The 21,958-nt window shown below is 68.3% G+C and carries 19 protein-coding genes; 9 read left to right on the forward strand and 10 right to left on the reverse strand.

Going from position 1 to position 21,958, the window contains the following annotated elements:
* Nucleotides 1–15 precede the first annotated feature (15 nt).
* From N4261_RS21715 to N4261_RS21735, 5 genes are all read left to right on the forward strand, one after another.
* Complete coding sequence (locus N4261_RS21715; RefSeq protein ID WP_261757334.1) at nucleotides 16–945, forward strand: DMT family transporter; 930 nt, start codon at nucleotides 16–18, stop codon at nucleotides 943–945.
* A gap of 5 nt (nucleotides 946–950) precedes the next feature.
* A complete protein-coding gene (locus N4261_RS21720) occupies nucleotides 951–2,237 on the forward strand; it encodes a D-tagatose-bisphosphate aldolase, class II, non-catalytic subunit (RefSeq protein WP_261760807.1) in 1,287 nt (428 codons plus the stop codon).
* Between the two features lie 198 nt (nucleotides 2,238–2,435).
* On the forward strand, nucleotides 2,436–3,629 hold the full coding sequence (locus N4261_RS21725; protein WP_261757335.1) for an AgaS family sugar isomerase: 1,194 nt from the start codon (nucleotides 2,436–2,438) through the stop codon (nucleotides 3,627–3,629).
* A 2-nt stretch (nucleotides 3,630–3,631) separates the two neighbouring features.
* Nucleotides 3,632–4,582 carry an N-acetylglucosamine kinase gene (locus N4261_RS21730; RefSeq protein WP_261757336.1) on the forward strand — a complete coding sequence of 317 codons (951 nt, stop codon included), beginning with the start codon at nucleotides 3,632–3,634 and terminating at the stop codon, nucleotides 4,580–4,582.
* A gap of 143 nt (nucleotides 4,583–4,725) precedes the next feature.
* Complete coding sequence (locus N4261_RS21735) at nucleotides 4,726–5,541, forward strand: DeoR/GlpR family DNA-binding transcription regulator (protein ID WP_261757337.1); 816 nt, start codon at nucleotides 4,726–4,728, stop codon at nucleotides 5,539–5,541.
* Between the two features lie 78 nt (nucleotides 5,542–5,619).
* On the opposite strand, the gene N4261_RS21740 is transcribed toward N4261_RS21735, so the two are convergent.
* The 5 genes from N4261_RS21740 to N4261_RS21760 all read right to left on the reverse strand — a co-directional run bounded on the left by N4261_RS21740 (nucleotide 5,620) and on the right by N4261_RS21760 (nucleotide 9,941).
* Nucleotides 5,620–6,570, reverse strand: coding sequence for a ChaN family lipoprotein (locus N4261_RS21740; RefSeq protein ID WP_261757338.1), 951 nt, complete (start codon nucleotides 6,568–6,570; stop codon nucleotides 5,620–5,622).
* Nucleotides 6,571–6,726: 156 nt separating this feature from the next.
* Nucleotides 6,727–7,755: a S49 family peptidase gene (locus tag N4261_RS21745; RefSeq protein WP_435531965.1), complete on the reverse strand. Its 1,029-nt coding sequence runs from the start codon at nucleotides 7,753–7,755 to the stop codon at nucleotides 6,727–6,729.
* Nucleotides 7,756–8,160: a Rieske (2Fe-2S) protein gene (locus tag N4261_RS21750; RefSeq protein WP_261757339.1), complete on the reverse strand. Its 405-nt coding sequence runs from the start codon at nucleotides 8,158–8,160 to the stop codon at nucleotides 7,756–7,758. It lies immediately after the preceding gene.
* An 18-nt stretch (nucleotides 8,161–8,178) separates the two neighbouring features.
* Entirely contained in the window at nucleotides 8,179–8,835 is a 657-nt protein-coding gene (locus N4261_RS21755; protein ID WP_261757340.1) for an HAD family hydrolase, read from the reverse strand.
* A 110-nt stretch (nucleotides 8,836–8,945) separates the two neighbouring features.
* Nucleotides 8,946–9,941, reverse strand: coding sequence for an RluA family pseudouridine synthase (locus tag N4261_RS21760; protein WP_261757341.1), 996 nt, complete (start codon nucleotides 9,939–9,941; stop codon nucleotides 8,946–8,948).
* 887 nt (nucleotides 9,942–10,828) lie between these two features.
* Here N4261_RS21760 and N4261_RS21765 point away from each other — a divergent pair.
* Nucleotides 10,829–13,975, forward strand: a complete 3,147-nt coding sequence (locus N4261_RS21765) for an Rne/Rng family ribonuclease (protein WP_261757342.1) — start codon at nucleotides 10,829–10,831, stop codon at nucleotides 13,973–13,975.
* Between the two features lie 239 nt (nucleotides 13,976–14,214).
* On the forward strand, nucleotides 14,215–15,735 hold the full coding sequence (locus tag N4261_RS21770) for a POT-type proton-dependent oligopeptide transporter (protein ID WP_261760809.1): 1,521 nt from the start codon (nucleotides 14,215–14,217) through the stop codon (nucleotides 15,733–15,735).
* A 196-nt stretch (nucleotides 15,736–15,931) separates the two neighbouring features.
* Here the strand turns inward: N4261_RS21770 and N4261_RS21775 are convergent, their stop codons facing one another.
* Together N4261_RS21775 and N4261_RS21780 are read right to left on the reverse strand one after the other, a co-directional pair.
* The gene (locus N4261_RS21775; protein WP_261757343.1) at nucleotides 15,932–16,429 is read right to left on the reverse strand and encodes a CCDC90 family protein; all 498 of its coding nucleotides are present in this window, start codon (nucleotides 16,427–16,429) and stop codon (nucleotides 15,932–15,934) included.
* Between the two features lie 80 nt (nucleotides 16,430–16,509).
* Nucleotides 16,510–17,592, reverse strand: a complete 1,083-nt coding sequence (locus N4261_RS21780) for a LysR family transcriptional regulator (RefSeq protein WP_261757344.1) — start codon at nucleotides 17,590–17,592, stop codon at nucleotides 16,510–16,512.
* Nucleotides 17,593–17,776: 184 nt separating this feature from the next.
* On the opposite strand from N4261_RS21780, the gene N4261_RS21785 reads away from it, so the two are divergent.
* Complete coding sequence (locus N4261_RS21785; RefSeq protein ID WP_435531966.1) at nucleotides 17,777–19,033, forward strand: MFS transporter; 1,257 nt, start codon at nucleotides 17,777–17,779, stop codon at nucleotides 19,031–19,033.
* A 6-nt stretch (nucleotides 19,034–19,039) separates the two neighbouring features.
* Here the strand turns inward: N4261_RS21785 and N4261_RS21790 are convergent, their stop codons facing one another.
* On the reverse strand, nucleotides 19,040–19,636 hold the full coding sequence (locus N4261_RS21790) for a GNAT family N-acetyltransferase (RefSeq protein WP_261757345.1): 597 nt from the start codon (nucleotides 19,634–19,636) through the stop codon (nucleotides 19,040–19,042).
* A 78-nt stretch (nucleotides 19,637–19,714) separates the two neighbouring features.
* Here N4261_RS21790 and N4261_RS21795 point away from each other — a divergent pair, with 78 nt between their 5' ends.
* Nucleotides 19,715–20,374 carry a DJ-1/PfpI family protein gene (locus N4261_RS21795; protein ID WP_261757346.1) on the forward strand — a complete coding sequence of 220 codons (660 nt, stop codon included), beginning with the start codon at nucleotides 19,715–19,717 and terminating at the stop codon, nucleotides 20,372–20,374.
* A gap of 15 nt (nucleotides 20,375–20,389) precedes the next feature.
* Here the strand turns inward: N4261_RS21795 and N4261_RS21800 are convergent, their stop codons facing one another.
* Nucleotides 20,390–20,983 carry a hypothetical protein gene (locus N4261_RS21800; protein WP_261757347.1) on the reverse strand — a complete coding sequence of 198 codons (594 nt, stop codon included), beginning with the start codon at nucleotides 20,981–20,983 and terminating at the stop codon, nucleotides 20,390–20,392.
* Nucleotides 20,984–21,169: 186 nt separating this feature from the next.
* Complete coding sequence (locus N4261_RS21805; RefSeq protein ID WP_261757348.1) at nucleotides 21,170–21,847, reverse strand: class I SAM-dependent methyltransferase; 678 nt, start codon at nucleotides 21,845–21,847, stop codon at nucleotides 21,170–21,172.
* Nucleotides 21,848–21,958: the final 111 nt, after the last annotated feature.

Raw genomic sequence — 21,958 nt, forward strand, 5'->3', positions numbered from 1 at the left:
CCGAAAGCTTCAACCATGCAACGACATTGGCTGACCTATGCACTGGTCACCACCCTGTTCTGGGGTGCCTGGGGCGCCCTGACCGGCTTCTCTTCGGAGCGCGGCTTTCCCGACACGCTGATCTACGTCGTGTGGGCGCTGACCATGATCCCGCCGGCGCTGCTGGTGCTGGCGCGTGCGGGGTGGAAGCTGCAGCGCGATCCGCGCGCGGTGGGGCTCGGTCTGGCAGTGGGACTGCTGGGCGCGGGCGGGCAGATGCTGCTGTTCCGGGCGGTCGAGTCCGGTCCGGCCTATCTGATCTTTCCGATCGTGTCGCTGTCGCCGGCGGTGACCATCGCCCTGTCCTTCGGCCTGCTGCGTGAGCGGACCGGTCGGCTGGGCGTGGCCGGCATCGTGCTGGCGCTGTGCTCGCTGCCCTTGTTCGACTTCCAGACCGGCCAGCAGGGTCAACCGCTGGGCCTGTGGTTCGTGCTCGCGCTGGTGGTGATGCTGGCCTGGGGCCTGCAGGCCTATTTCCTGAAGACCGCCAACAACGCGGCCAGTGCCGAAAGCATCTTCTTCTACATGACCCTGAGCGCCCTGCTGTGCGTGCCGGTGGCGCTGTGGATGACCGACTTCAGCCGCCCGATCCCCTGGGGATGGGACGGCCCGGGCTTGGCGGCCGTGATCCAGGTGCTCAACGCCATCGGTGCACTGACGCTGGTCTATGCGTTCCGTTACGGCAAGGCGCTGGTGGTGTCGCCGATGGTGAACGCCGGTGCGCCCTTGCTGACGGCGCTGCTGTCGATGGCACTGAGCGGCGCCACCCCCAGCGGCACCAAGCTGGTCGGCGTGGGGCTGGCGCTGCTCGCCGCCCTGCTGCTGGCCCTTCAACCGGAAGGCGGCCCGGCCGCCTCCTCAGATTCATCCGCCGGCGCCAATGCCGCCGACAAGGAGCCCGCTTGAAACTCATGCTCGAACTCGTGCGCCGACACAAGCAGGCGCCCACCGGCGCCACGGCGGTCGGTATTCCCTCGGTCTGCTCGGCCCATCCGGTCGTGATCGCCGCGACGCTGCGCGAATGCGTCGCCCAGGGCCGCCCCGCGCTCATCGAGGCCACCTCCAACCAGGTCAATCAGGACGGCGGCTACACCGGCATGACACCGGCAGACTTCCGCCGCTTCGTGCTCGGCATTGCGGCTAACGAAGGCCTGTCACCGGACGCGCTGATCCTGGGCGGCGACCATCTCGGTCCCAATGCCTGGCGAAAGCAATCGGCGGAGGTCGCGATGGCCAAGGCCGAAGTGATGGTGGCGCAGTATGTGCAGGCGGGCTTCCGCAAGATCCATCTGGATTGCTCGATGTCTTGCGCGGACGACCCGGTGCCCCTGCCCGAGCCCGAGATCGCCGCACGCGCGGTGCGCCTGTGCCGTGCAGCCGAACGCGCCTGGGCCGAGATGCCGGACCGCGGCGAGCCGCCGGTCTATGTGATCGGCACCGAGGTACCCGTGCCGGGCGGCGCCCATGAAGATCTCGACGAACTCGCCGTCACCTCGCCCGAGGCCGCCAGCCACACACTGGCGCTGCACCGCGAGGGCTTTGCCCAAGCCGGACTGGACGATGCCTGGACCCGGGTGATCGCGATGGTGGTGCAGCCGGGGGTGGAATTCGATCATCACAAGGTCATCGACTACCGGCCCGAGAAGGCGCGCGCCTTGAGCGCGTTCATCGAATCGGAGCCGCGCCTGGTGTTCGAGGCCCACTCGACCGACTACCAGACGCCGGAGCGCCTCGCCCAATTGGCGCGAGACCATTTCGCCATCCTCAAGGTCGGCCCCGGCGTGACCTTCGCGCTGCGCGAAACGCTGTGGGCGCTGGCCGCCGTGGAGCGCGACTGGCTGGGCCAGCGCCGCAGCCATGGCGACGGCCTGGTGGAAACCGTGCTGGGCGTGATGCGCGCCGAGCCCGAGCACTGGCGTCCGTACTACCAGGATGCCCAGCGGCTGGACGTGGACCTGGCCTACAGCCTGAGCGACCGCATCCGCTATTACTGGGCCCATCCGACGGTCCAGCGTGCCTGCGCCACGCTGCTGAACCGACTGGAGAGCTCCCCGCCGCCACTGACCCTGCTGAGTCAGTACCTGCCGCGCCAGTACGACGCCATCCGCGACGGCCGACTGCGCAACCGCCCCGTCGAGCTGCTGCGCGACGGCACCGCCCAATCGCTGCGCCCCTATCTGGAGGCGTGCTCGGCCTGAGCGCGGCTGAGCGCGGGCCATCGACATCGACATCGACATCGACATCGAAGTCGACATCAACACCGCAACGCCCGACCTCGACCCTGCCCTGCACCCAGCACGACCCCACCCCCGACGCCACACTTTTCACGACGCCCGACCGATCGCTCCCCTGCGCCTGCCCCAGCGCTCGGCCCCACCTTTCAGACGACCGACACGATGACTTTGCTCCACCTCGACCCTTCCGACCTGGACCGTCGCGGCGCGCCCCACACCGCCCGCGAGATCGCCCAGCAGCCCGCCGTCTGGGCGGCGGTTCATGCCCTGGTGCAGCGGGATCGTCCGGCGCTGGACGCCTTCCTGGCGCCGCTGCTGGCCCTGCCGGACCTGCGCATCGTGCTCACCGGCGCGGGCAGCTCGGCCTTCATCGGGCAATGCCTGGCCCCGGCCCTGCTGCAGCAACTGGGTGCGCGCGCGGACGGCCGTGGCCTGCGGGTGGAAGCGGTGGCCACCACCGACATCGTCTCCAACCCCGCGCAATGCCTGCCCCCGGGCGTGCCGACGCTGCTGGTGTCCTTCGCCCGCTCGGGCAACAGTCCCGAGAGCCTGGCGGCGGTCGAACTGGCGGATCAGGTGGTGGGGAACTGCCATCACCTGGTCGTCACCTGCGCACAGGAGGGCACGCTCAATCGCCGGCTGAGCGGACAGCCGCGTGCCCATGTCCTGCTGCTGCCGGACGAGACCCATGACCGCGCCTTTGCGATGACCTCCAGCTTCACCGGCATGCTGCTGGCCGCCGCCTGGGCCTTCAACCTGCCCCTGCCGCCGGTGAGCGCGCTGGGCGCCGCCGCCGAGCAACTGCTGGCCACGCAGGGCGACCGGCTGACCACCCTCGCCGCCCAGCCCTTCGAGCGCGTGGTGGTGCTGGGCAGCAACGGCTTGCAAGGCCTGGCCCGCGAGGCCGCCCTGAAAATCCTGGAGCTGACCGATGGCCAGTTGGTCGCGCTGGCGGACTCGCCGCTGGGATTCCGCCATGGTCCGAAAACGGTGCTGAACGACCGCACGCTGGTGCTGATCCTGCTGTCCAACGACCGCTACACCCGCCGCTATGACCTGGACCTGCTGCGAGAACTGCGTCGGGAGGGCCGCGCACGGGTGGTCGCCCTGGGCACCGCCTCCCCCGCAGGCGCCGATGAAGCGGCGGAGCTTGGCAACGACGACGTGACGCTCACGCTCCCCCCGTCGGCCTCCGACCTGGGCCTGGCGCCGGTCGCGCTGGTCTTCGGTCAGTGCCTGGCGCTGCTGGCCTCGCTGCGGCTCGGCATCACGCCGGACAATCCGAGCGCCTCCGGCACCGTCACCCGTGTGGTGAGCGGCGTCATCATCCATCCCCTCGACCCATCCCAGGCTTGAGCATGAGCGGCGTGTTCCTCGGCATTGACGGTGGTGGCACCAAGACCTCTTTCCTGCTGCTGGACGCATCAGGGCAGCGGCTGGCCCATCATCTCGCGCCCACCAGCTACTACCTGGAGATCGGCTTCGACGCCCTGCGCGCGCTGCTGCGCGATGGCGTCACCGCCACGCTGCGACAGGCGGGACTGCGCACCGATCAGGTGACCGCGACTTTCGCCGGCCTGCCCGCCCATGGCGAAGACAGCCGGCTGCTGCCCGCATTCGACGCACTGCTGGCGGACCTGCTGCCCCGCAGCCGCATCGGCAACGACATGATCTGCAGTTGGGCGGGATCGCTGGCCGGCGCCGACGGCATCAGCCTGGTGGCCGGCACCGGATCCATTGCCTATGGGGAATGGGCCGGACGCGGCGCGCGCTGCGGCGGCTGGGGCGAAGTCTTCGGCGACGAAGGTTCGGCCTATTGGCTGGCGCGCGAAGGGCTGGCCCTGTTCTCGCGCATGGCTGACGGACGTGCAGCACCGGGACCGCTGCTGGCGCTGGTGCGCAGCCACTTCCAGCTCGAGCACGACCTGGACCTCTGCGCCCATGTGAATGGCGAGGCCGCACGCAGCCGACTGGCTCAACTGGCACGCCTGGTGACGGCCGCCGCCGCCGAGGGCGACGATCAGGCCAACGCCCTGATCATCCGCGCGGCCGATGAACTGGCCGCACTCGCGGCCGGCGTGGCGTCGCAGCTGACGATTCCGGCGCAAGCCACGGTGCCTGTCTCCTACAGTGGCGGTCTGTTCGAAACCGGAGAGCGCCTGACGAGCCCGCTGCGGGCCGCCCTCGCCCGCCGGCTGCCCGCCGCCGAACTCCAGACGCCGCGTTTCGGCCCGGAACTGGGGGCGGCGATGGCGGCGGCGCGGTGGTCCGGTCACGCGATCGATCTGTCGTCACTCGAAAGCGATTGATCCGGCAGGCGCCCGGTCGTGCGTGGGGCGCTGTCGACTCGATATGATTCGAAAGTTCCATTCGCCGATGGCGCCTGGGACGATTGACGCACCCGACGCCGGCCTCCCCTCTGCTGACCTGACGATCTGACGATCTGCCCACCATGAGCGCCACGACTGCCACCAGCCCTTCCGCCGACAAGCACGAGGCCTCGCTCCTGATCGACGAGCGCCGACGGCTGATCCGCGAGCAGGTCCAGACGCAGGGCCGCGTCACCGTGGATGAGCTGGCGGAACGCTTCGGCATTTCCGTGGTGACCATCCGCAGCGACCTCAATGCGCTGGCCTCCAGCGGCGCGCTGCTGCGCACCCACGGCGGCGCGCTGGCCCATCGCGACACCGAAGAAGTGCCGATCAGCGTGAAGCAGAAGCTGCATCACGAGCAGAAGGTGCGGATTGCCACCGAGGCCGCCCGGCTGATCCGCGATGGCGAGACCATCCTGCTGGACTCTGGCAGCACCACCGAAGAAATCGCCAAGCAGATCCGCGGCCTGCGGCTGCAGTCACTCAATGTGATCACCAATGCGCTGAACATCGCGGTGCTGCTCGCCACGGTGCCCAATGTGCATGTGATCATGCCCGGCGGTCTGCTGCGGACCAACTCGTATTCGCTCTCCGGTCCGCAAGCCGTGACGGCGCTGCAGAGCCTGTATGCCGACCGCCTCTTCCTGGGGGTCGACAGCCTGGATCCGGAGATCGGCCTGATGACGCCGCATCTGCTGGAAGCGCAATTGAATGCGCAGATGATGAAGATCGCGCGTCAGGTGATCGCGGTGGCCGATGCCTCCAAGCTGCTCAAGCGCAACCTGTCGGTGATTGCGCCGGTGGAGCAACTGGACCTGCTGATCACCGACAGCGAGGCCGATCCCGCGATCGTGGCCGAGCTGCGCCGCCGCGGCGTGGACGTCGTGCTGGCCTGACCCCGGCAGCCCGAAGCGCACCGACGGGCGACGAACGTCGGCCAGCCTCGGCCGTCAGTGCACCGGGCGCTCTGCCAATCAGCGCTTGAACGCGGCGCAGGGGTCCTCACGTGGTGGCGCGACGGCGCGTTCGACCCGGTCATAGCCGCCCGCCGCTTCCGGTCCGCCGGCCTCCAGGTAGCCAACGGCATCGATGTCCGTGGCGGGCACCCCGGCGGCCTGCAGATAGACCGGCACCGCGACATCGCGGCGCACATGGCCGTTGCCCGCGATCAGCACCACCCGCTTCGCGCCTTGGGCCTGGGCCGTGAGCATCGCCTGCGCCATCGCGGCGTCCCGCGCCCGCTGGGCCTGCACCATGCCTGGCAGCATGGCTTCGGGCATTACACCGCAGTGGCCCTCCTGAATGTCCTTTCGCAGCACCTGCTGCTGGGCCTCGGTCCAGGGCGTGCGGGCACGCAGCGCCAGCAGGTCGGCCGGCCAGGCGCCATCGCCCTCGCGCACGATGCGCCGCACCTGATCACGATCGAGGTTGCCGCCACGCAGTTCGGCGCCGGACTGGATCACGGCCTCGAACAAAGGCTGATGCAGCGGCCATCCCCAGGCCTTGCGATCGAACTGGGCCGCCTGCAGCGCGGCCTCGAGGTCATTCGGTTGCGCACGCCGCACTTGCGCGACCGCTGCATCCTGCGCTCGACCGATCTGCTCGAAGACCACCACGGTCCGCGGCTCTTGCGCCACCCACTGACGCAGTTGCGCCGCGCGGGCACGGTGATGATCAGGGTTGTCGTGAAGCTCGCCGAGCAGGACGAAGGTCGCGGATGAGCGAGAAGCAGCCGATGAAGGCGATGAAGGCGATGGTGAAGCCGGTGTCGATGGCTTGGCGGAATCGGTGGACGCTGCAGCAGGCACGGCCAGCGTCGGCGACGCCGCGGACATCGGCGATGCACAGCCAGACAGCCACAACGCCCACGCGCAGGCGAAGGCGAAGACCGGCAACAACGGGAAGCGGAGCGGAGCAAGGTTCATGAGGACGATCCTGGATTCGGGTGATCAACGGGAACAGGCCTGGCGAACGATGGCTGGGTCGGTGGCGGATTGTCGCTGCGGCGCACACGCCCACGAAAAAGGGCCCTGCCATCACGGCAGGGCCCCAGATCGTTGGCGTCGGGTGACGCCGCCGGCTCAGCGGAGGTGGCCGATCTCGCGCATCGCCTTGATCGCCCCGGCGCCCATGGCGGCGCCGAAGCGCTTGGCCAGACGTTCCGCCACGTTGTCGCGCGGGGTGTAGTCGACCACCTCTTCGGCCTTGATCACCTCGCGGGCGACAAAGTCCAGGTTGCCGGTGCCGTCGGCCAGACCCATCTCCACCGCCTGCTCGCCATTCCAGAACAATCCGGAGAACATCTCCGGCGATTCCTTCAGGCGCTTGCCGCGGCCCTCGCGCACCACGGCGATGAACTGCTGATGGATCTGATCCAGCATCGCCTGCGCATAGGCCTGCTGCTTGGGCGTCACCGGCGAGAAGGGATCGAGCATGCCCTTGTTCTCACCGGCGGTCATCAGGCGGCGCTCGACGCCGACCTTCTTCATCAGCTCGGTGAAGCCGAAGCCGTCCATCAGCACACCGATGCTGCCGACGATCGAGGCCTTGTCGACATAGATCTCATCGGCACCGGCGGCGATGTAGTAGGCCCCGGAGGCGCAGATCTCCTCCACCACCACATAGACCTTCTTGCCGTGCAGCGCCTTGAGCCGCTTGAGCTCGTCATTGACGATGCCCGCCTGCACCGGGCTGCCGCCGGGGGAGTTGACGCGCAGCACCACCGCGGCGCTGTTCGGGTCCTCGAACGCCGCCTTGAGGGCGGAGACGATGAGCTCGGCACTGGCCTCGGTGTCGGCCGCGATTTCGCCGCGCACTTCCACCAAGGCGGTATGAGGGCCGGTGGTGGTGGCGGTGTGATGACGCTGCGAGACCAGGCCCCAGACCAGCAGCACGAACAGGCCCACCCAGATCAGGCGGAAGAAGGTCCGCCAGCGACGCTCGCTGCGGCGGTCGCGCAGATAGTCATGGGCGAACTGCTCGATCACCGCGTCGTACGGGCGCGCAGGCGCAGCGGCGGGCGGCGGGGCCGACGCGGCATCAAACATGTCTTCCGGGCGGCGTGTGGCGTCGGGAATCGGTGGCGGGAACGGGTGTTGGTCTTGGGTCATTCAGTCCTCGAAGGCGGGACGGGTGTCGCGGGAAGGATACCAATACACCTGTCCGTCACGCTCACGAACGTCCAGCTTGGTCAGGCCGAATCGCCCGCACATGCCGGTCACGCAGCGGCCATCCAGCGGGTGGTAGACCGCGCCGTGGATGGAACAGATGATGTAGCGCTTGTCGCCGTCCAGGAACTCGCCCTCCTGCCAGTCCATCTCGGTCGGCACATGGGTGCAGCGGTTGAGGTAGCCCACCACCTGGCCGTCGAACCGCAGCGCGAAGGCGCTGGCGGGCTGGCGGAAATGCAGCACATCGAAGGTGTGCGCGCGGCCGCGCTCGATCAGCGCGTCCGAGGCGCAGAGCGGCTGCGCCGGCGTGTCGGGGAGGTGGGGGGTGTCTCGATCGGTGCTCATGAGGAGGGGTTCACCGGCTCAGGCGTGGTCGAGCAGCCAGGTCTGCAGCGTCGCCACGTCATGGGCGACCAGCAGCGGTTCAAACGCGAGCAGCGGACCGTGTTCATGGGCGCCGTAGGTGACGGCGATGGCGGGGCAGCCCGCATTGCGGGCCAACTGCAGGTCGTGTGTGGTGTCGCCGATCATCAAGGTGCGGGACGGCTCGGCACCGAACTCGCGCATCAGCTCCAGCAGCATCTGCGGATTGGGCTTGCCGGCGGTTTCATCGGCGGTGCGAGTGCCGTCGAACAGCGTGGTCATGTCCACGGCGGCCAGAGCCTCGTCCAGGCCCCGGCGGCTCTTGCCGGTGGCCACCGCCAGCCAGTGATGGCGCGCCTTCAGCGACAGCAGCATCGCAGGCACGCCCTCGAACAGGGTGACCTCATGCGCGGAGGCGAAGTAGTGGTGGCGATACCGCTGGCCCAGCTCCGGATACCGTTCCTGCGGCAAACCGGGCATGGCATACGCCAGCGCTTCGATCAGTCCCATGCCGATCACATAGCTGGCGCGCTCGCGGCTGGGCGCTTCCAGGCCCAGGTCCACGGCGGCGGCCTGCATGCTGTTGACGATCAGCGCAGTGGAGTCGAACAGGGTGCCATCCCAGTCGAACACGATCAGGTCGAAACGTTGCGGCATAGGTGGGTGGGCGGTGGGAGCGGCCCGCAAAGGCCGCAGAAAGCGAGGGGCACGGAACGATCAGCGATCAGCGGCACACTGCCGTTCCGCGGCGGGAGGCGAGGCGGATGTCAGCGTGCCCCTCGGCGCAGCGCGGCCAGCAGCTTCTCACAGTCGTCGGGCAACGGTGCGTGCAGGGTCAAGGTGTCGCCGGTGGCGGGATGGTTGAAGCGCAGTTGACGCGCATGCAGGAACATCCGGTCAAAGCGCAGGGCGCCGCGCGCCAGGGCGCGGTTGGCCTCGAAATCACCGTACTTCGGATCGCCGACGATCGGATGCCCCTCATGGGACAGGTGAACCCGGATCTGATGGGTGCGGCCGGTCTTGATCGTCACATCCAGCAAACTGTAGCCCGGCAGCGCTTCCGCGATCCGCACCAGGCTGATCGAGCGCTTGGCCTGGTCCGCGTGGGAATCGTTCGAGTCGGTCACCGCGCGCACCCAGCGCTCGCCGTCGCTGCCGATGAACTTCAGCAACGGCACATCGACCACCTTGCGGCTGGCCGTCCAACTGCCCGCCACCAGCGCGGCGTAGGTCTTGCCGGTCTCGCGTTCGCGGAGCTGATCCTGCAGATGGGTCAAGGCGCTGCGCTTCTTGGCGATCATCAACAGGCCGGAGGTTTCCTTGTCCAGGCGATGCACCAGCTCCAGGAACTTGGCCTGCGGCCGGGCGCGACGCAGCTGTTCAATCACACCGAAGCTCACGCCCGAGCCGCCGTGCACGGCGACACCGGCGGGCTTGTCGACGACGATGAGATGGTCGTCCTCGAAGACGATCGGGAACTCGCGAGCGGGCACCGACGGATCCGCTGGCTTCTCCGACAACCGCAACGGCGGCACCCGGACGATGTCGCCGGTCGCCAGCCGGGAGTCGGCGGCGCAGCGGCCCTTGTTGATGCGCACTTCGCCGGACCGGATGATCCGGTAGATCAACGTCTTGGGCGCGCCCTTGAGTTCGCGGGTGAGGAAGTTGTCCAGCCGCTGGCCGTCCGAGCCTTCGTCGACGGTCAACTGGCGAACCTGGGCCGGCGCGGCGCTGGCCGCTGTCGCGATCGGTGCCGCCGGCATCGGGTTGGCAAGTGCAGGCTTCGCCGCAGCCGCAGCCGCAGTTTTGGTTGCAGTTGCGGTTTTCGTTGCAGTCTTCTGCGCAGCAACCGCTTCAGCCTTTACCGGGGATGGCTTGGCGACGGTCGTGGAAGCACCGCGCACCATGACCGCGCCGTTTCGAGTGCGCTTGCCAGTGCCGGTACCCCGGGCAGTCCCTGGGGCGGCCCGGCGGGCTTTAGCCCCTATAATGCTGCTTGCCACGTTCGCGTTGTAAGTATTTGATTTTTCTCATTTTACCCGGGCCAGAAGCCTGGAACGTCGACAACGACGTGGCGGTAAGTAGCAATTGTTAGTAGGCTGCTCACCACTTTTAGGTAGTGCAACATCCGATGGACCGGGTCGGGTCTCCTCCCCAAGTGAGGCGGCAGTCGAGGTCACCGGATGGAAGAGCAACGTCGTCAGAACCATGTCTGCGCCACCGCTTGAAATGGCGGCGCAGGCAGAACAACAAGGTTTCACGACGCCAGAGCGCCGATGTCGAATCGGCGGGCTGGCGTCAGCGCCCAGGCATTCAGTCCGGATGATTCCCCCAGTCCCCCTCACCCCCCGCCGCTTGCGAGCCCGTCCCGGTAAGACCCGGACGTCAGGCTCCGGCCGTGGGCGGGCCGCGGTGTCGAATTCCTCGACATCGCGCTTGCGGGCCGGAACATCCGGATCGGGGCCTGCGACGCACGCGCCAACGCTGCAGCGCTGAACGGACGATCGGTCCGTTGCTTGCAGTCCAGGGCGATTCCTTCCACGGTTCTCTCGCGTTTCTCGTGCATCGGTCGAATCGCCCGCCGGTCCCTTTCCGGCGGCGGTTCTGATGTATGCGTCCGCGACTCGGGTCCGGACGCGGAGGAGAACTGATGAAACGCATGCTGATCAATGCGACGCAGCAGGAAGAGCGTCGCCTGGCCATCGTCGATGGCCAGAAGCTGATGGACTTCGAGACTGAAATCGAAGGCCGCGAACAGCGCAAGGGCAACATCTACAAGGCGGTCGTGACGCGCGTCGAGCCGTCGCTCGAAGCCTGTTTCGTGGACTACGGCGAGGACCGCCACGGCTTCCTCCCGTTCAAGGAAATCTCCCGCCAGTACTTCCGCGAAGGCGCCGATGTGCGCTCCGCCAAGATCCAGGACGTGATCAAGGAAGGCCAGGAACTGCTGGTCCAGGTGGAAAAGGAAGAGCGCGGCAACAAGGGCGCGGCCCTGACCACCTTCGTCTCGCTGGCCGGCCGCTACCTGGTGCTGATGCCCAACAATCCGCGCGGCGGCGGCGTCTCGCGCCGCATCGAGGGCGAGGATCGGGAAGAGCTCAAGGACGCCCTGGACCAGCTCGAATACCCGAAGGGCATGTCGCTGATCGCCCGCACCGCCGGCATCGGCCGCAGCGCCGCCGAGCTGCAGTGGGACCTGAACTACATGCTCAAGCTGTGGACCGCCATCGATGAGGCGACCCAGGGCAGCAAGGGTGCGTTCCTGATCTATCAGGAGTCGTCGCTGGTGATCCGCGCGATCCGCGACTACTTCACCGCCGACATCGGCGAAATCCTGATCGATACCGACGACATCTTCGAGCAGGCCCAGCAGTTCATGACCCATGTGATGCCGGAGACGGCTCACAAGGTCAAGCGCTACCGCGACGACGCGCCGCTGTTCAGCCGCTTCCAGATCGAACACCAGATCGAGACCGCCTTCAGCCGCACGGTGAACCTGCCGTCCGGCGGCGCCATCGTGATCGACCACACCGAGGCGCTGGTCTCGGTGGACGTCAACTCCGCCCGCGCCACCCGCGGCGGCGACATCGAGGAAACCGCCACCCGCACCAACCTGGAAGCGGCCGACGAGATCGCCCGCCAGATGCGCCTGCGCGATCTGGGCGGCCTGATCGTGGTGGACTTCATCGACATGGAGGAGTCCAAGAACCGCCGCGAGGTCGAACAGCGGCTGCGCGATGCGCTGCGCCAGGACCGTGCCCGCGTGCAGTTCAGCTCCATCAGCAAGTTCGGCCTGCTCGAATTGAGCCGCCAGCGCCTGCGCCCGGCGCTGAGCGAAGGCAGCCACATCACCTGCCCGCGCTGCAACGGCACCGGCCACATCCGCGACACGGAATCCTCCGCGCTGCAGATCCTGCGCATGGTCCAGGAAGAGTCCATGAAGGACAACACCGCCGCCGTGCATGTGCAGGTGCCGGTGGAAGTCACCAGCTTCCTGCTCAACGAGAAGCGCACCGAGATCACCAAGATCGAACTCAAGCAGCGCGTGACCGTGCTGCTGGTGCCCAACAAGCACCTCGAGACGCCGAACTACAAGCTCGAGCGCCTGCGCCATGACGACCCGCGCCTGGAAAACCTGCAGGCCAGCTACACCATGATCGAAGAGCCGCAGGACGAGGTGGGCATCACCCGCCGCGGCGCCGAGAAGAAGAACAAGCAAGAGCCGGTGATCAAGGGCATCCTGCCCGAGCAACCCGCGCCGATGCCGGCCCCCGCCGTCGCGCCGGTCAAGGCCGCCGAGCCGGTGGCAGCCGCTCCCGCACCCACGCCGGCCGCACCGGTCGACGCGGGTGGTGGCTTCTTCGGCTGGATCAAGAAGGTGTTCGGTGGTGCGCCCGCCCCGGCACCCACGCCCGAACCCGAAGCCAAGACCGCCGAGCCGGCCCGCAAGGACCGCGGCGAACGCGGTGAACGCAGCGGCCGGGGTGACCGTGGCGACCGCAACCGCCGTGGCGAACGCGGTGAACGCGGTGAACGTGGCGAGCGTGGTGACCGCGCCGAGCGGGGCGATCGTGGCGAGCAGAAGGCCCGCGACGGCAAGCCGCGCGGCGAAGGCAAGCCGGCACAGGACGGCGCCCAGGCCCGTGGCGAGCGGACGGATCGCGGTGAGCGCACCGAACGTGGCGAGCGCGGTGATCGTCCGGAACGGGGTGACCGTGCCGAGCGGGGTGACCGCAGCGAACGCGGTGACCGTGGCCGTCGCAATGAAGCACGCGCCGACAAGCCCGAACTGGCCGCGGACGCACGTCCCGAGGCCCGCGGCGAGCAGCGCCCGGAGCGTGGCGACCGTGCCGAACGCGGTGAGCGCAGCGACCGCGGCGAAGGCCGTCGTCGTCGTGAGGAGCGCGGCGATCGCCCGGCACGTACCGATGCCAACGGCGTCGTGGCCACGCAGGAGCAACTGCTGCCGGTCGCCGGCGCGGAAGCAGCGGATCTTTCCCAAGCCGCGCACGCTGAATCGCCCACCGCCTTCGCCGACACGCTGCCGGACGGTCTCGCGCTGAACCTGGAAACGGGTGAAGAGCGTCAGGGCCGCCGTCGCCGTCGCCGTGGTGGCCGCGATCGTGGCGCCGAGGGTGCGGAAGGTGCAGTCGAAGGCCAGGAGCTGTCGGCCGATGCCGGCGTGTCCGCCGACGGCGCCGTAGCAACCGACAGCGCCCTGAACGAAGGCGTTGCCGCAGACGGCCAGGAAGCGCCAGTCGGTGAAGACGCCGAAGGCCAGGGTGGACGTCGTCGCCGGGGTCGCGACCGTTATCGCCGCGACCGCCGTGAAGGCGAGCTGGCGGGCACCGAAGGCGCCGAGTCGCAGGACTCGCCGCAGCAGCTGGAACTCGGCGCGGAAGCGTCGGTGCCGGTCGCTGCACCGGCCCCGTCGGCACCTGTGGCGGTGGCCCCTGTGGCCGTCGCACCGGTGGCTGAGCAGGCCGTGGTGACCGCTGCCGCAGCCTCGCCGGCACCGGCACCGGCACCTGTTGCTCAGGCTCCGGCTCCCGCCGCGGTGCCGCGCTTCGAGTTGCCGATCGGCGACCTGAATGCAGTGGCCGAAGGTGCGGGCCTGGTCTGGGTCAACAGCGATGCCGACAAGATCGCCGCCGTGCAGGCTGCGATCGCTGCTGAGCCGGCGCCCGCGCCCCTGGGCCGCGAGCCCGCGCCGGTGGTCGTCAGCGATGACGGTCCGCTGGTGCTGGTGGAGACCCGCAAGGACCTGAACCAGATCAAGCTGCCTTTCGAAGCCTGATCCGACGGGAGCGCCGACCGGCGCTTCCCGTCCGCGCCAGCCGCCGCGGCCACACGCCCGGCGGCTGTTTCTTTGTGGGGTGTCGAAACCGCACCCCGCGCCGATGAACGCTGGCGAGCGCCGGGGATCCTCACCCCTGGATCCAGGCCCTCGACCTTCGAGACGGAGACCCTTCCTTGAGCCACGTTCCCACCGCCGCAGCGCCGCAGAGCGCGTCCGGCCACGCTGCCGCGCCCACGCTGCCGCCGCAGATTCCCTACATCATCGCCAACGAAGGTTGCGAGCGCTTCAGCTTCTACGGCATGCGCAACATCCTGACGGTGTTCCTGATGACCAGCCTGCTGCTGTCGATTCCGGAGCCGCTGCGCAAGGGTGAGGCCAAGGAGATCTTCCACACCTTCGTGATCGGGGTGTACTTCTTCCCGCTGCTGGGCGGCTGGCTGTCGGATCGCTTCTTCGGCAAGTACCACACCATCCTGTGGCTCAGCCTGGTGTACTGCGCCGGCCACGCGTGCCTGGCGATCTTCGAGAACAACATCCAAGGCTTCTACACCGGCCTGTTCCTGATCGCACTGGGCTCCGGCGGCATCAAGCCGCTGGTGAGCTCCTTTATCGGCGATCAGTTCGACAAGTCCAACCGGTCACTCGCGCAGAAGGTTTTCGACGCGTTCTACTGGATCATCAACTTCGGCTCGTTCTTCGCCTCGCTGCTGATGCCGATCTTCCTGGATCGCTTCGGTGCGAGCGTGGCCTTCGGCATTCCAGGCGTGCTGATGTTCATCGCCACTGCGGTGTTCTGGAGCGGGCGCCGCAAGTACGTTCGCATCGCGCCGACGGCCAAGCATGACCCGCACAGTTTCCTGAAGGTGGTGCGCACCGCGTTGACCAGCCGTGGCGAAGGCCAAGGTCGTCCCGGGTTGGTGGTGGCCGTGATCGGTGGCTTGCTCGCCATCGGCGCGCTGGCCATGTCGCCGCAATGGGGCTTCGTGATTGCGTTCTGCACCGCGTTGGTTCTGGTGATGGGTTTTGGCGGCGCGGGTGCCTGGATGCAGTTGGAGCGCGCCCGTGGGCCGCATCCGGACGACGCGGTGGAAGGCGTGCGCACCGTGCTGCGCCTGCTGGTGCTGTTTGCGCTGGTCACGCCCTTCTGGTCGCTGTTTGACCAGAAGGCCTCCACCTGGGTGCTGCAGGCCGACCAGATGGCCAAGCCGGAATGGTTCAAGTCCTCGATGATGCAGGCGCTGAATCCGGCCCTGGTGATGCTGCTGATTCCGCTGAACAACCTGGTGTTGTATCCGCTGCTGGCCCGTCTGGGCCTGCGCGTCACCGCGCTGCGACGCATGGGCGCGGGGATCGCGTTCTCCGGGCTGGCCTGGATCGTCGTCGGCGGGCTGCAGCTGTGGCTCGACGGCGGCCATGAGGTGGCCATCACTTGGCAGATCCTGCCTTATGCGCTGCTGACGCTGGGCGAGGTGCTGGTGTCGGCCACCGGGCTGGAATTTGCCTACAGCCAGGCACCGCTGGCGATGAAAGGCGTGATCACCAGTTTCTGGAATCTGTCGGTGACCATCGGCAACCTGTGGGTGCTGATGGCCAATGCAAGCGTGAAGGGCGAGTCGGTGACCCACTACATCCAATCGACCGGCACCAGCGTGACCGCCTTCCAGATGTTCTTCTTCGCCGGATTCGCCTTGGTGGCCGCGCTGCTGTTCGCGCTGTATGCGCGCGGTTATCGGATGCAGGACAACTATCGGTCGTGAGGCCGCAGACGACGCCCACCTGCCAATCGAGCGACACGTGCGGCATGGTGGGGCGTGCGGCTCTTGCTCGGCGCTTTCTCGGCTCCCGCTCGGCTCTTGCTAGGCTCGTTGGGCACCGGGCACCGGGCACCGGGCGCTGGGCGCTGGCGAAGCCTGCTCTCTCCACGCCCCGCCTGCATGCCGCACCTGCAGGCGCTCACTGCGTGAGCCTGACGAAGGCGCCCACCAGCGCGGCGGCGCCGACGATGGTCGCCACCAGCCATCGCTGCATGTCGGCCAGGCGCTGAGCGGTTCCCGCCTCCAGTTGGCTCATGCCGCGGCTGGATTCCGCCTCCAGATGACTGATGCGTTGATGCACCTCGCTCATCTGCTGGCTGAACTGAGACTGCATCTCCCCCATGCGTTGTCCGACGTCCGCGCGCAGCCCGGACACTTCGGCGCGCACACCATGCACCTCCGCGCGCAACTCAGCGATTTCCGCCGTCACATCGGTGCGCAGGTGCGCAAGGTCGACCTTGGTCGCGAAGGCGGAGTGTCCGGCGGTCTGGTGCAGCGCAAAGCGCCGGTCGATGTCCTGACGAATCGCCCCGGCCGCCTGGTGCGCATCAGGCTCGGCCACGCCCGCGTTCATCAATGAGCGGTAGATGTCGATGTCCATGGCGCTGACTCTAGGCCGCTGAAGGACCGACGTCATTCACTCAAATTCGTAGGTGGCCGTCGGATTCAAGGCGAAAGCGTGAGCAACTGTTTCTCGCGCACCGGTCAGCCCGCCGATCAGTGCCGTCGAGCCTGGCGCATGCCCGGCATGGTGGGCACGACCTGCCGCATCAGCGCCACGAAGGCTCGCAACCGCGCTGGCTGAAGTCGACGCGACGGGTAGACCAGCGAGATCGGCAACGGCGTGGCACACCAGTTCGGCAGCACGCGCACCAGCCGGCCCTGCGACTGGTCTTCCATCACCGCCCATTGCGAGATCAGCGCCATCCCCAGGCCGCGACGGGTCGCCTCGATCAGGGCGAACAGGCTGTCCGTGCCGAAGCGAGGATGGATCGGCACGCAGACCGACTCGCCACCGGCTTGCGGACGGAGCTCGATCTCGTCCCGGTAGAAGGTCGTCAGCGCCAGCCAAGGCGCGGCACGCAGCGCAGCAACCACGGCCTCTGCGGATGGTGCCGACGCCACCGCTGGCGACCTCGTCGTCCCCCGCAGGCCACCCGCCGGCCTTCTTGACGTTACCCTTGCCAGCGCCCTGGCAGGGGCTGCCGCTGGCGCTGGTTCCTCGACCCTCGCGGTGAAACCCTCCGGCAGTGCGGCGGCGATCTCCGGCGAGGCCACCAGCACGCGCGGGACCTCCGCCAGTTGCACCGCGACCAGGTTCGGCTGGTCGACATGGCCCACCACCAGCGAGCAATCCACCGCCTCCCGGCTGAAGTCCGGCACCTGATCCTGCAGCGACCATTCCACCGTCACACGCGGATGCCGCCGCATGAAGGTGGTCAGCGGATCCATGAGCTGACTCTGTCCGAAGGCATGCGGCACCCGCAGGCGCAACGTGCCGCTGAGCGATTCGCCCTTGTCGCCGACGTCCTCCGCCAGCGATTCCCAACGGTCCAGCAGGTCCCGCGCCTGGGCGGCACAGCGCTCGCCTTCCTCGGTCAGGCGCAGTCCGCGGGTGGAGCGTTCGACCAGGCGCGCGCCCAGCAAGGCCTCCAGCATCTGCACCCGTCGGCTGACGGTGGGCTGCGTCGTTCCCAATTGCACGGCGGCCGCGGAGAAGCTGCCCGCCTCCGCCACACGGAGAAAGGTCTGGAGCAAGGCGAAGCGGTCCTGGCCACCGTCTCGAAGCAGGTCATTCATGCGCCGAGGGTATACGCGAAACGTATGGCCGATGTGCATGTCAGGCCGGTTCCCGAACCTCGGGGAAACCCGAAGAATCCCCTCCCATGCGCATCGTCGTCCAGGGCGGTGCCGCCGCCGGCACCCGGAGGGATGACCCCTCCGCTGCCGGCCACCAACGAGTCATCTGATTTCAGGAGTGGCCATGTCCGCGCTTCCCTTCCCTTCCGACCCCGCCCGCACAGCCGCCGAACGCCTCGGCGCGGCCCCGCCCCCCACGCAGAAGCATCCCGCAGCCGCAGCACCGTCCTCTTCGCTGATCGTGCTGATGGCCGCGTCGGCCGGCCTGGGTGCGGCCTCGCTCTATTACAGCCAGCCGATCCTGGCACCGTTGGCCGAGGACCTGCATGCGTCGACCGGCCACATCGGCGCGGTACCGATGCTGACCCAGCTCGGTTATGCCGCGGGCATCCTGCTGCTGACCCCGCTGGGGGATCGCTTCGACCGTCGGCGGGTGATCCTGACCAAGTTCGTGCTGCTGGTGATCACGCTCCTGCTCAACGGCTTTGCGCCTGGGCTGGCGTCGTTCCTGGTGGCCAGCGCCTTGCTGGGACTCACCGCCACCTTGGCTCAGGACGTCGTGCCGATGGCGGCCACGCTCAGCCCGCCGGCACATCGCGGCCGCATCGTCGGCCAGGTGATGACCGGGCTGCTGCTGGGCATCCTGCTGTCGCGGGTGATGAGCGGCGTGATCGCCGACCTGTTCGGCTGGCGCTGGGTCTATGGCCTGGCGGCGCTGGCCCTGTCGATCGCGGGTCTGGCGAGCTGGCGCTGGCTGCCCGCCTCCCCGCCGATGGCGCCCACCACCTATACGGCCCTGCTGGGCTCGCTGGGCCGGCTGTGGAAGGAACAACCCGCACTGCGCCGCGCCGCGCTGGCGCAAGGCCTGCTGGCCGTGGCCTTCAGCGCCTTTTGGTCGACGCTGGCGGTGATGCTGCATCAGCGCTTCGGCCTGGGCAGCGCGGTGTCGGGCGCCTTCGGACTGGCGGGGGCGGCCGGCGCGCTGGCCGCGCCGCTGGCAGGACGGATTGCGGATCGTCGCGGTCCGGGTGTCGTCACCCGCCTGGGGGCCTTGCTCACCGCGCTGTCGTTTGCCGTCATGTCGATCACGCCCTGGCTGGATCGTGGCCCCGCGATCGTGCTGCTGGTCGTGCTGGCCGTGACCTTCGACTTCGGGGTGCAGGCCACGTTGGTCGCCCATCAGACCATCGTCTACAGCCTGGATCCGGCGGCGCGCAGCCGGCTGAACGCCTTGCTCTTCACCGGGATGTTCATCGGCATGGCCAGCGGGGCGGCGCTGGGCAGCCTGCTGCTGGCCGAATGGGGCTGGGTGGCCGTCACCGCCCTGGCGGCGCTGGCCAGCCTCGGCGCCCTGCTGTTGCGGCTGCAGGGTGAGGACTGATCCCGTTCAGCGCGCCAGGAAGCGGACGTAGAGCTGCTCGGTCGGACCGAGCCCATGCATCGCGTGTTCTTCAGGCGATGCGAGCGAAAACTCCAGCCGCTCCAGCAGCGCGATGGACGGACGATTGGCCCGCTCCACGCTGGCCAGCAGGCGCTCGGCGCCATGGTGCGACCGCAGGTGCGCCACCATCCGGGCGACGGCCCGCGTGGCATGCCCGCGACCCTGGACCGCGCTGCTGAGCAGGTAGCCGATCCAGCAGGACTGCGGATCCGTCATCGACGCCTGCACAAAGCCGACCCATCCGGCATCCGGCAGCGTCAGCAACCAGTTGAACCACAGCTCGCTGCCATCGGGCGAGCGGCCCCGTTCGCGACGCCGATAGACCTCGCGCAACGCCGCCACCGAGGCCGGCGGTTCGTCATCGAGATAGGCATACAGCGATCGCTCGCTGAGCACCTCGAACATCGGCTCGGCCTGGTCGGCGGTCAACGGTTCCAAGATCAGCGGCGGCGCATGCAGCCGAGGCGCAGGCGGATGGGGATCCGTCGTCGAACGCGTGTCGATGGTCGGAGGCGACGGTAGCGAGGGGGACGCGGGATTCATGCGCGGCGAGTGTCGCAGGTCGGCCGAATTTTTTCGCTCGCCTGCCTGTCAGGCACGGGCTTTGCCGCTCAGGCGGGCATGAGCACCGAACTCCGCACCGTTCATCTGTACCTCTTCGACGGCTTTGCCGACTGGGAGGCCGCCTTCGCTGTGGCGGGCATCAACAACCCCGAGTTCCAGCGCGAGCCGGGCACCTGGCAGGTCCGCACGGTCGCGGCTGCGGGGGCCAGCCTGGTGCGGTCCATGGGCGGACTGGCGGTGCTGCCGGATCAGCGGCTCTCCACGCTGTTCCCGGACGACACCTCGATGCTGATCCTGCCCGGCGGCCCGGGTTGGGATCAGGGCGAGCATCTGGAAGCCGCCGGCAAGGCCAAGGACATCCTGGATCACGGCGGCCAGGTCGCCGCGATCTGTGGCGCCACTGCCGGCCTGGCGCGCTTGGGTATCCTGGACCAACGGCGACACACCAGCAACGCCGCCAGTTATCTCAACGGCACCGGCTATGCGGGCGGTGAACACTATGTGGATGAACCGGTGGTCGACGAAAGCGGCCTGATCACCGCCGGCGGCATGTCCGCGCTGGAGTTTGCCCAGGCGATCTTCCAGCGGCTCGGCGTCTATGAGGACGAGGTGCTGGACGCCTGGTATCAGGTCAACAAGACCGGCAAATCCAGCTGGTACGCCAAGATGGCGGCCGCCGCCGGTGGGTCGGCATCGGGCGGCGCCACCCGCGATTGAGGTCCGCCGCGCGGCTCAGAAACCCAACTGAGGCAGGCGTCCATCGCAGGCGTCGGCCAGCAGTTCGGCCGTGTGCGGATCGGTCACCGCATCGTCGGCATGCTGAAGCACCTGCCGTGCAAATTCCGCCTGCCCGGTGTGCAAGGCGCTGATGTGGATCGACTCGCCATTGCGCAGCCGCACGACCCACCACTTCATGAAGTCGGAGTACACGACCTGCTGGACGTCCGACCAGGCGGCGTGGCCGTTGGCGCGCACCGTTCGACGGTAGGTCAGGCCCTGGTCCGACACCTCATGGCGGTCCAGCAGGCATTCCAGCAGCGCCCACAACGACAGCAGCGCCAGGGCGACGAAGATCGGCAAGGCGGCGGTGGCAGCGGCATCCCGGCGCGCCGACACGGAGGCCGCGACGATGCAGCCGGTGAACAGCACCACGCCCACAATGCCGAGGATCAGCATCGTCGTCGGCAACACCATGCGGCCGGGCGCGCGGCTGTCTCCGAGCTTGTTGGCGGCGGCACGGCTGTGCCGCACCCACACCAGCACCAGCGCCATCACGATCGCCCAAATGATCCATTGAACAATCGGCCTCCAAAGCGAGCTGTCCATGACGCCCGTCCTCCCAGATGTGCTTGACGATCGCGGCAAGGCTGCCGCGGCGGATGTTCCGTACTTCTGTTGTTCTTCTTGGCTTCTTCTTGGCTTCTTCTTGGATGCAGCCGTCCACCGCTCCGACGCGCTTGCGGGGCGGGATTGTGCATGGGTGAATCGCCGCGCGATGGCGGCCCTCGCACGTCAGCGACGAGCGGTCAGCAACGCCAGATCGAGGGTCGCCACCGAGGCGTTGGCCGGGCTGGGCAGCGCGCGCTGATCCAGCACCTCGAATCCCGCATCGGCCACCATGGCGACGATGCGCGCCGGCGTGCGCCACGCCGTGAACATCTGATCGCCATTGGCGGCGGTGTCGAGGCGTTGCTCGTCGCGCTGACCGGTGATCGACGTCAGCAACAGCACGCCGCGGGGCACCAGCCGCGTGCGCAGCCCTTGGAAGAACGCCTGCGCACCGTCATCGTCGAGGTAGCTCAGTCCGAAGCTGAAAGCCGCAGCGTCGAAGGGAAGGTCACGGTCACGGTCAGGTCCGGCTGCGGCGGCGACGCCGTGCTGCCGACGGTCTTGCTCCATCCGCTGCGCCAGGTCCTGCAGCCGTCGACAGTCGGCCACCAGAAACTCGGCACCGGGCACCCGCAATCGGGCCTCGCGCACCATGGCGGGCGATAGATCGACGCCGACGATGCGCACATCCGGCCGATGATGCGCCACGAAGGCGCTCACATTGCCTGGTCCGCAGGCGATGTCCAGAAATCGGCCGCCTGCCGGCAGATGCGGCAGGAGCAAGGCATAGGTGGGCTCGTAGTCCGTCAGACCGAAGTACTTGTCGGCATAGCGGCCGGCATGCCGGTCGAAGGTGGCCACGGAGACCGCAGTCGGGTCCGCGGGTGACGAATCCCCGCCCTGCTCTGCCGACGCGTTCGGCATCGAGGCGTCAGGAGCGCAAGGGGCGGCAGGAGGATGTTGGCCTGGCAG

This window comes from Roseateles amylovorans (genome assembly GCF_025398155.2).
GTDB classification, from domain to species: Bacteria; Pseudomonadota; Gammaproteobacteria; order Burkholderiales; family Burkholderiaceae_C; genus Roseateles; species Roseateles amylovorans.

Excerpts from the sequence above, each read along its gene's own strand:
- N4261_RS21715 (WP_261757334.1), top strand. The coding sequence starts at position 16 with ATGCAACGACATTGGCTGACCTATGCACTGGTCACCACCCTGTTCTGG.
- N4261_RS21720 (WP_261760807.1), top strand. The coding sequence starts at position 951 with ATGCTCGAACTCGTGCGCCGACACAAGCAGGCGCCCACCGGCGCCACG.
- N4261_RS21725 (WP_261757335.1), top strand. The coding sequence starts at position 2,436 with ATGACTTTGCTCCACCTCGACCCTTCCGACCTGGACCGTCGCGGCGCG.
- N4261_RS21730 (WP_261757336.1), top strand. The coding sequence starts at position 3,632 with ATGAGCGGCGTGTTCCTCGGCATTGACGGTGGTGGCACCAAGACCTCT.
- N4261_RS21735 (WP_261757337.1), top strand. The coding sequence starts at position 4,726 with ATGAGCGCCACGACTGCCACCAGCCCTTCCGCCGACAAGCACGAGGCC.
- N4261_RS21740 (WP_261757338.1), bottom strand. The coding sequence starts at position 6,570 with ATGAACCTTGCTCCGCTCCGCTTCCCGTTGTTGCCGGTCTTCGCCTTC.
- N4261_RS21745 (WP_435531965.1), bottom strand. The coding sequence starts at position 7,755 with ATGACCCAAGACCAACACCCGTTCCCGCCACCGATTCCCGACGCCACA.
- N4261_RS21750 (WP_261757339.1), bottom strand. The coding sequence starts at position 8,160 with ATGAGCACCGATCGAGACACCCCCCACCTCCCCGACACGCCGGCGCAG.
- N4261_RS21755 (WP_261757340.1), bottom strand. The coding sequence starts at position 8,835 with ATGCCGCAACGTTTCGACCTGATCGTGTTCGACTGGGATGGCACCCTG.
- N4261_RS21760 (WP_261757341.1), bottom strand. The coding sequence starts at position 9,941 with ATGCCGGCGGCACCGATCGCGACAGCGGCCAGCGCCGCGCCGGCCCAG.
- N4261_RS21765 (WP_261757342.1), top strand. The coding sequence starts at position 10,829 with ATGAAACGCATGCTGATCAATGCGACGCAGCAGGAAGAGCGTCGCCTG.
- N4261_RS21775 (WP_261757343.1), bottom strand. The coding sequence starts at position 16,429 with ATGACGTCGGTCCTTCAGCGGCCTAGAGTCAGCGCCATGGACATCGAC.
- N4261_RS21780 (WP_261757344.1), bottom strand. The coding sequence starts at position 17,592 with ATGAATGACCTGCTTCGAGACGGTGGCCAGGACCGCTTCGCCTTGCTC.
- N4261_RS21785 (WP_435531966.1), top strand. The coding sequence starts at position 17,777 with ATGTCCGCGCTTCCCTTCCCTTCCGACCCCGCCCGCACAGCCGCCGAA.
- N4261_RS21790 (WP_261757345.1), bottom strand. The coding sequence starts at position 19,636 with ATGAATCCCGCGTCCCCCTCGCTACCGTCGCCTCCGACCATCGACACG.
- N4261_RS21795 (WP_261757346.1), top strand. The coding sequence starts at position 19,715 with ATGAGCACCGAACTCCGCACCGTTCATCTGTACCTCTTCGACGGCTTT.
- N4261_RS21800 (WP_261757347.1), bottom strand. The coding sequence starts at position 20,983 with ATGGACAGCTCGCTTTGGAGGCCGATTGTTCAATGGATCATTTGGGCG.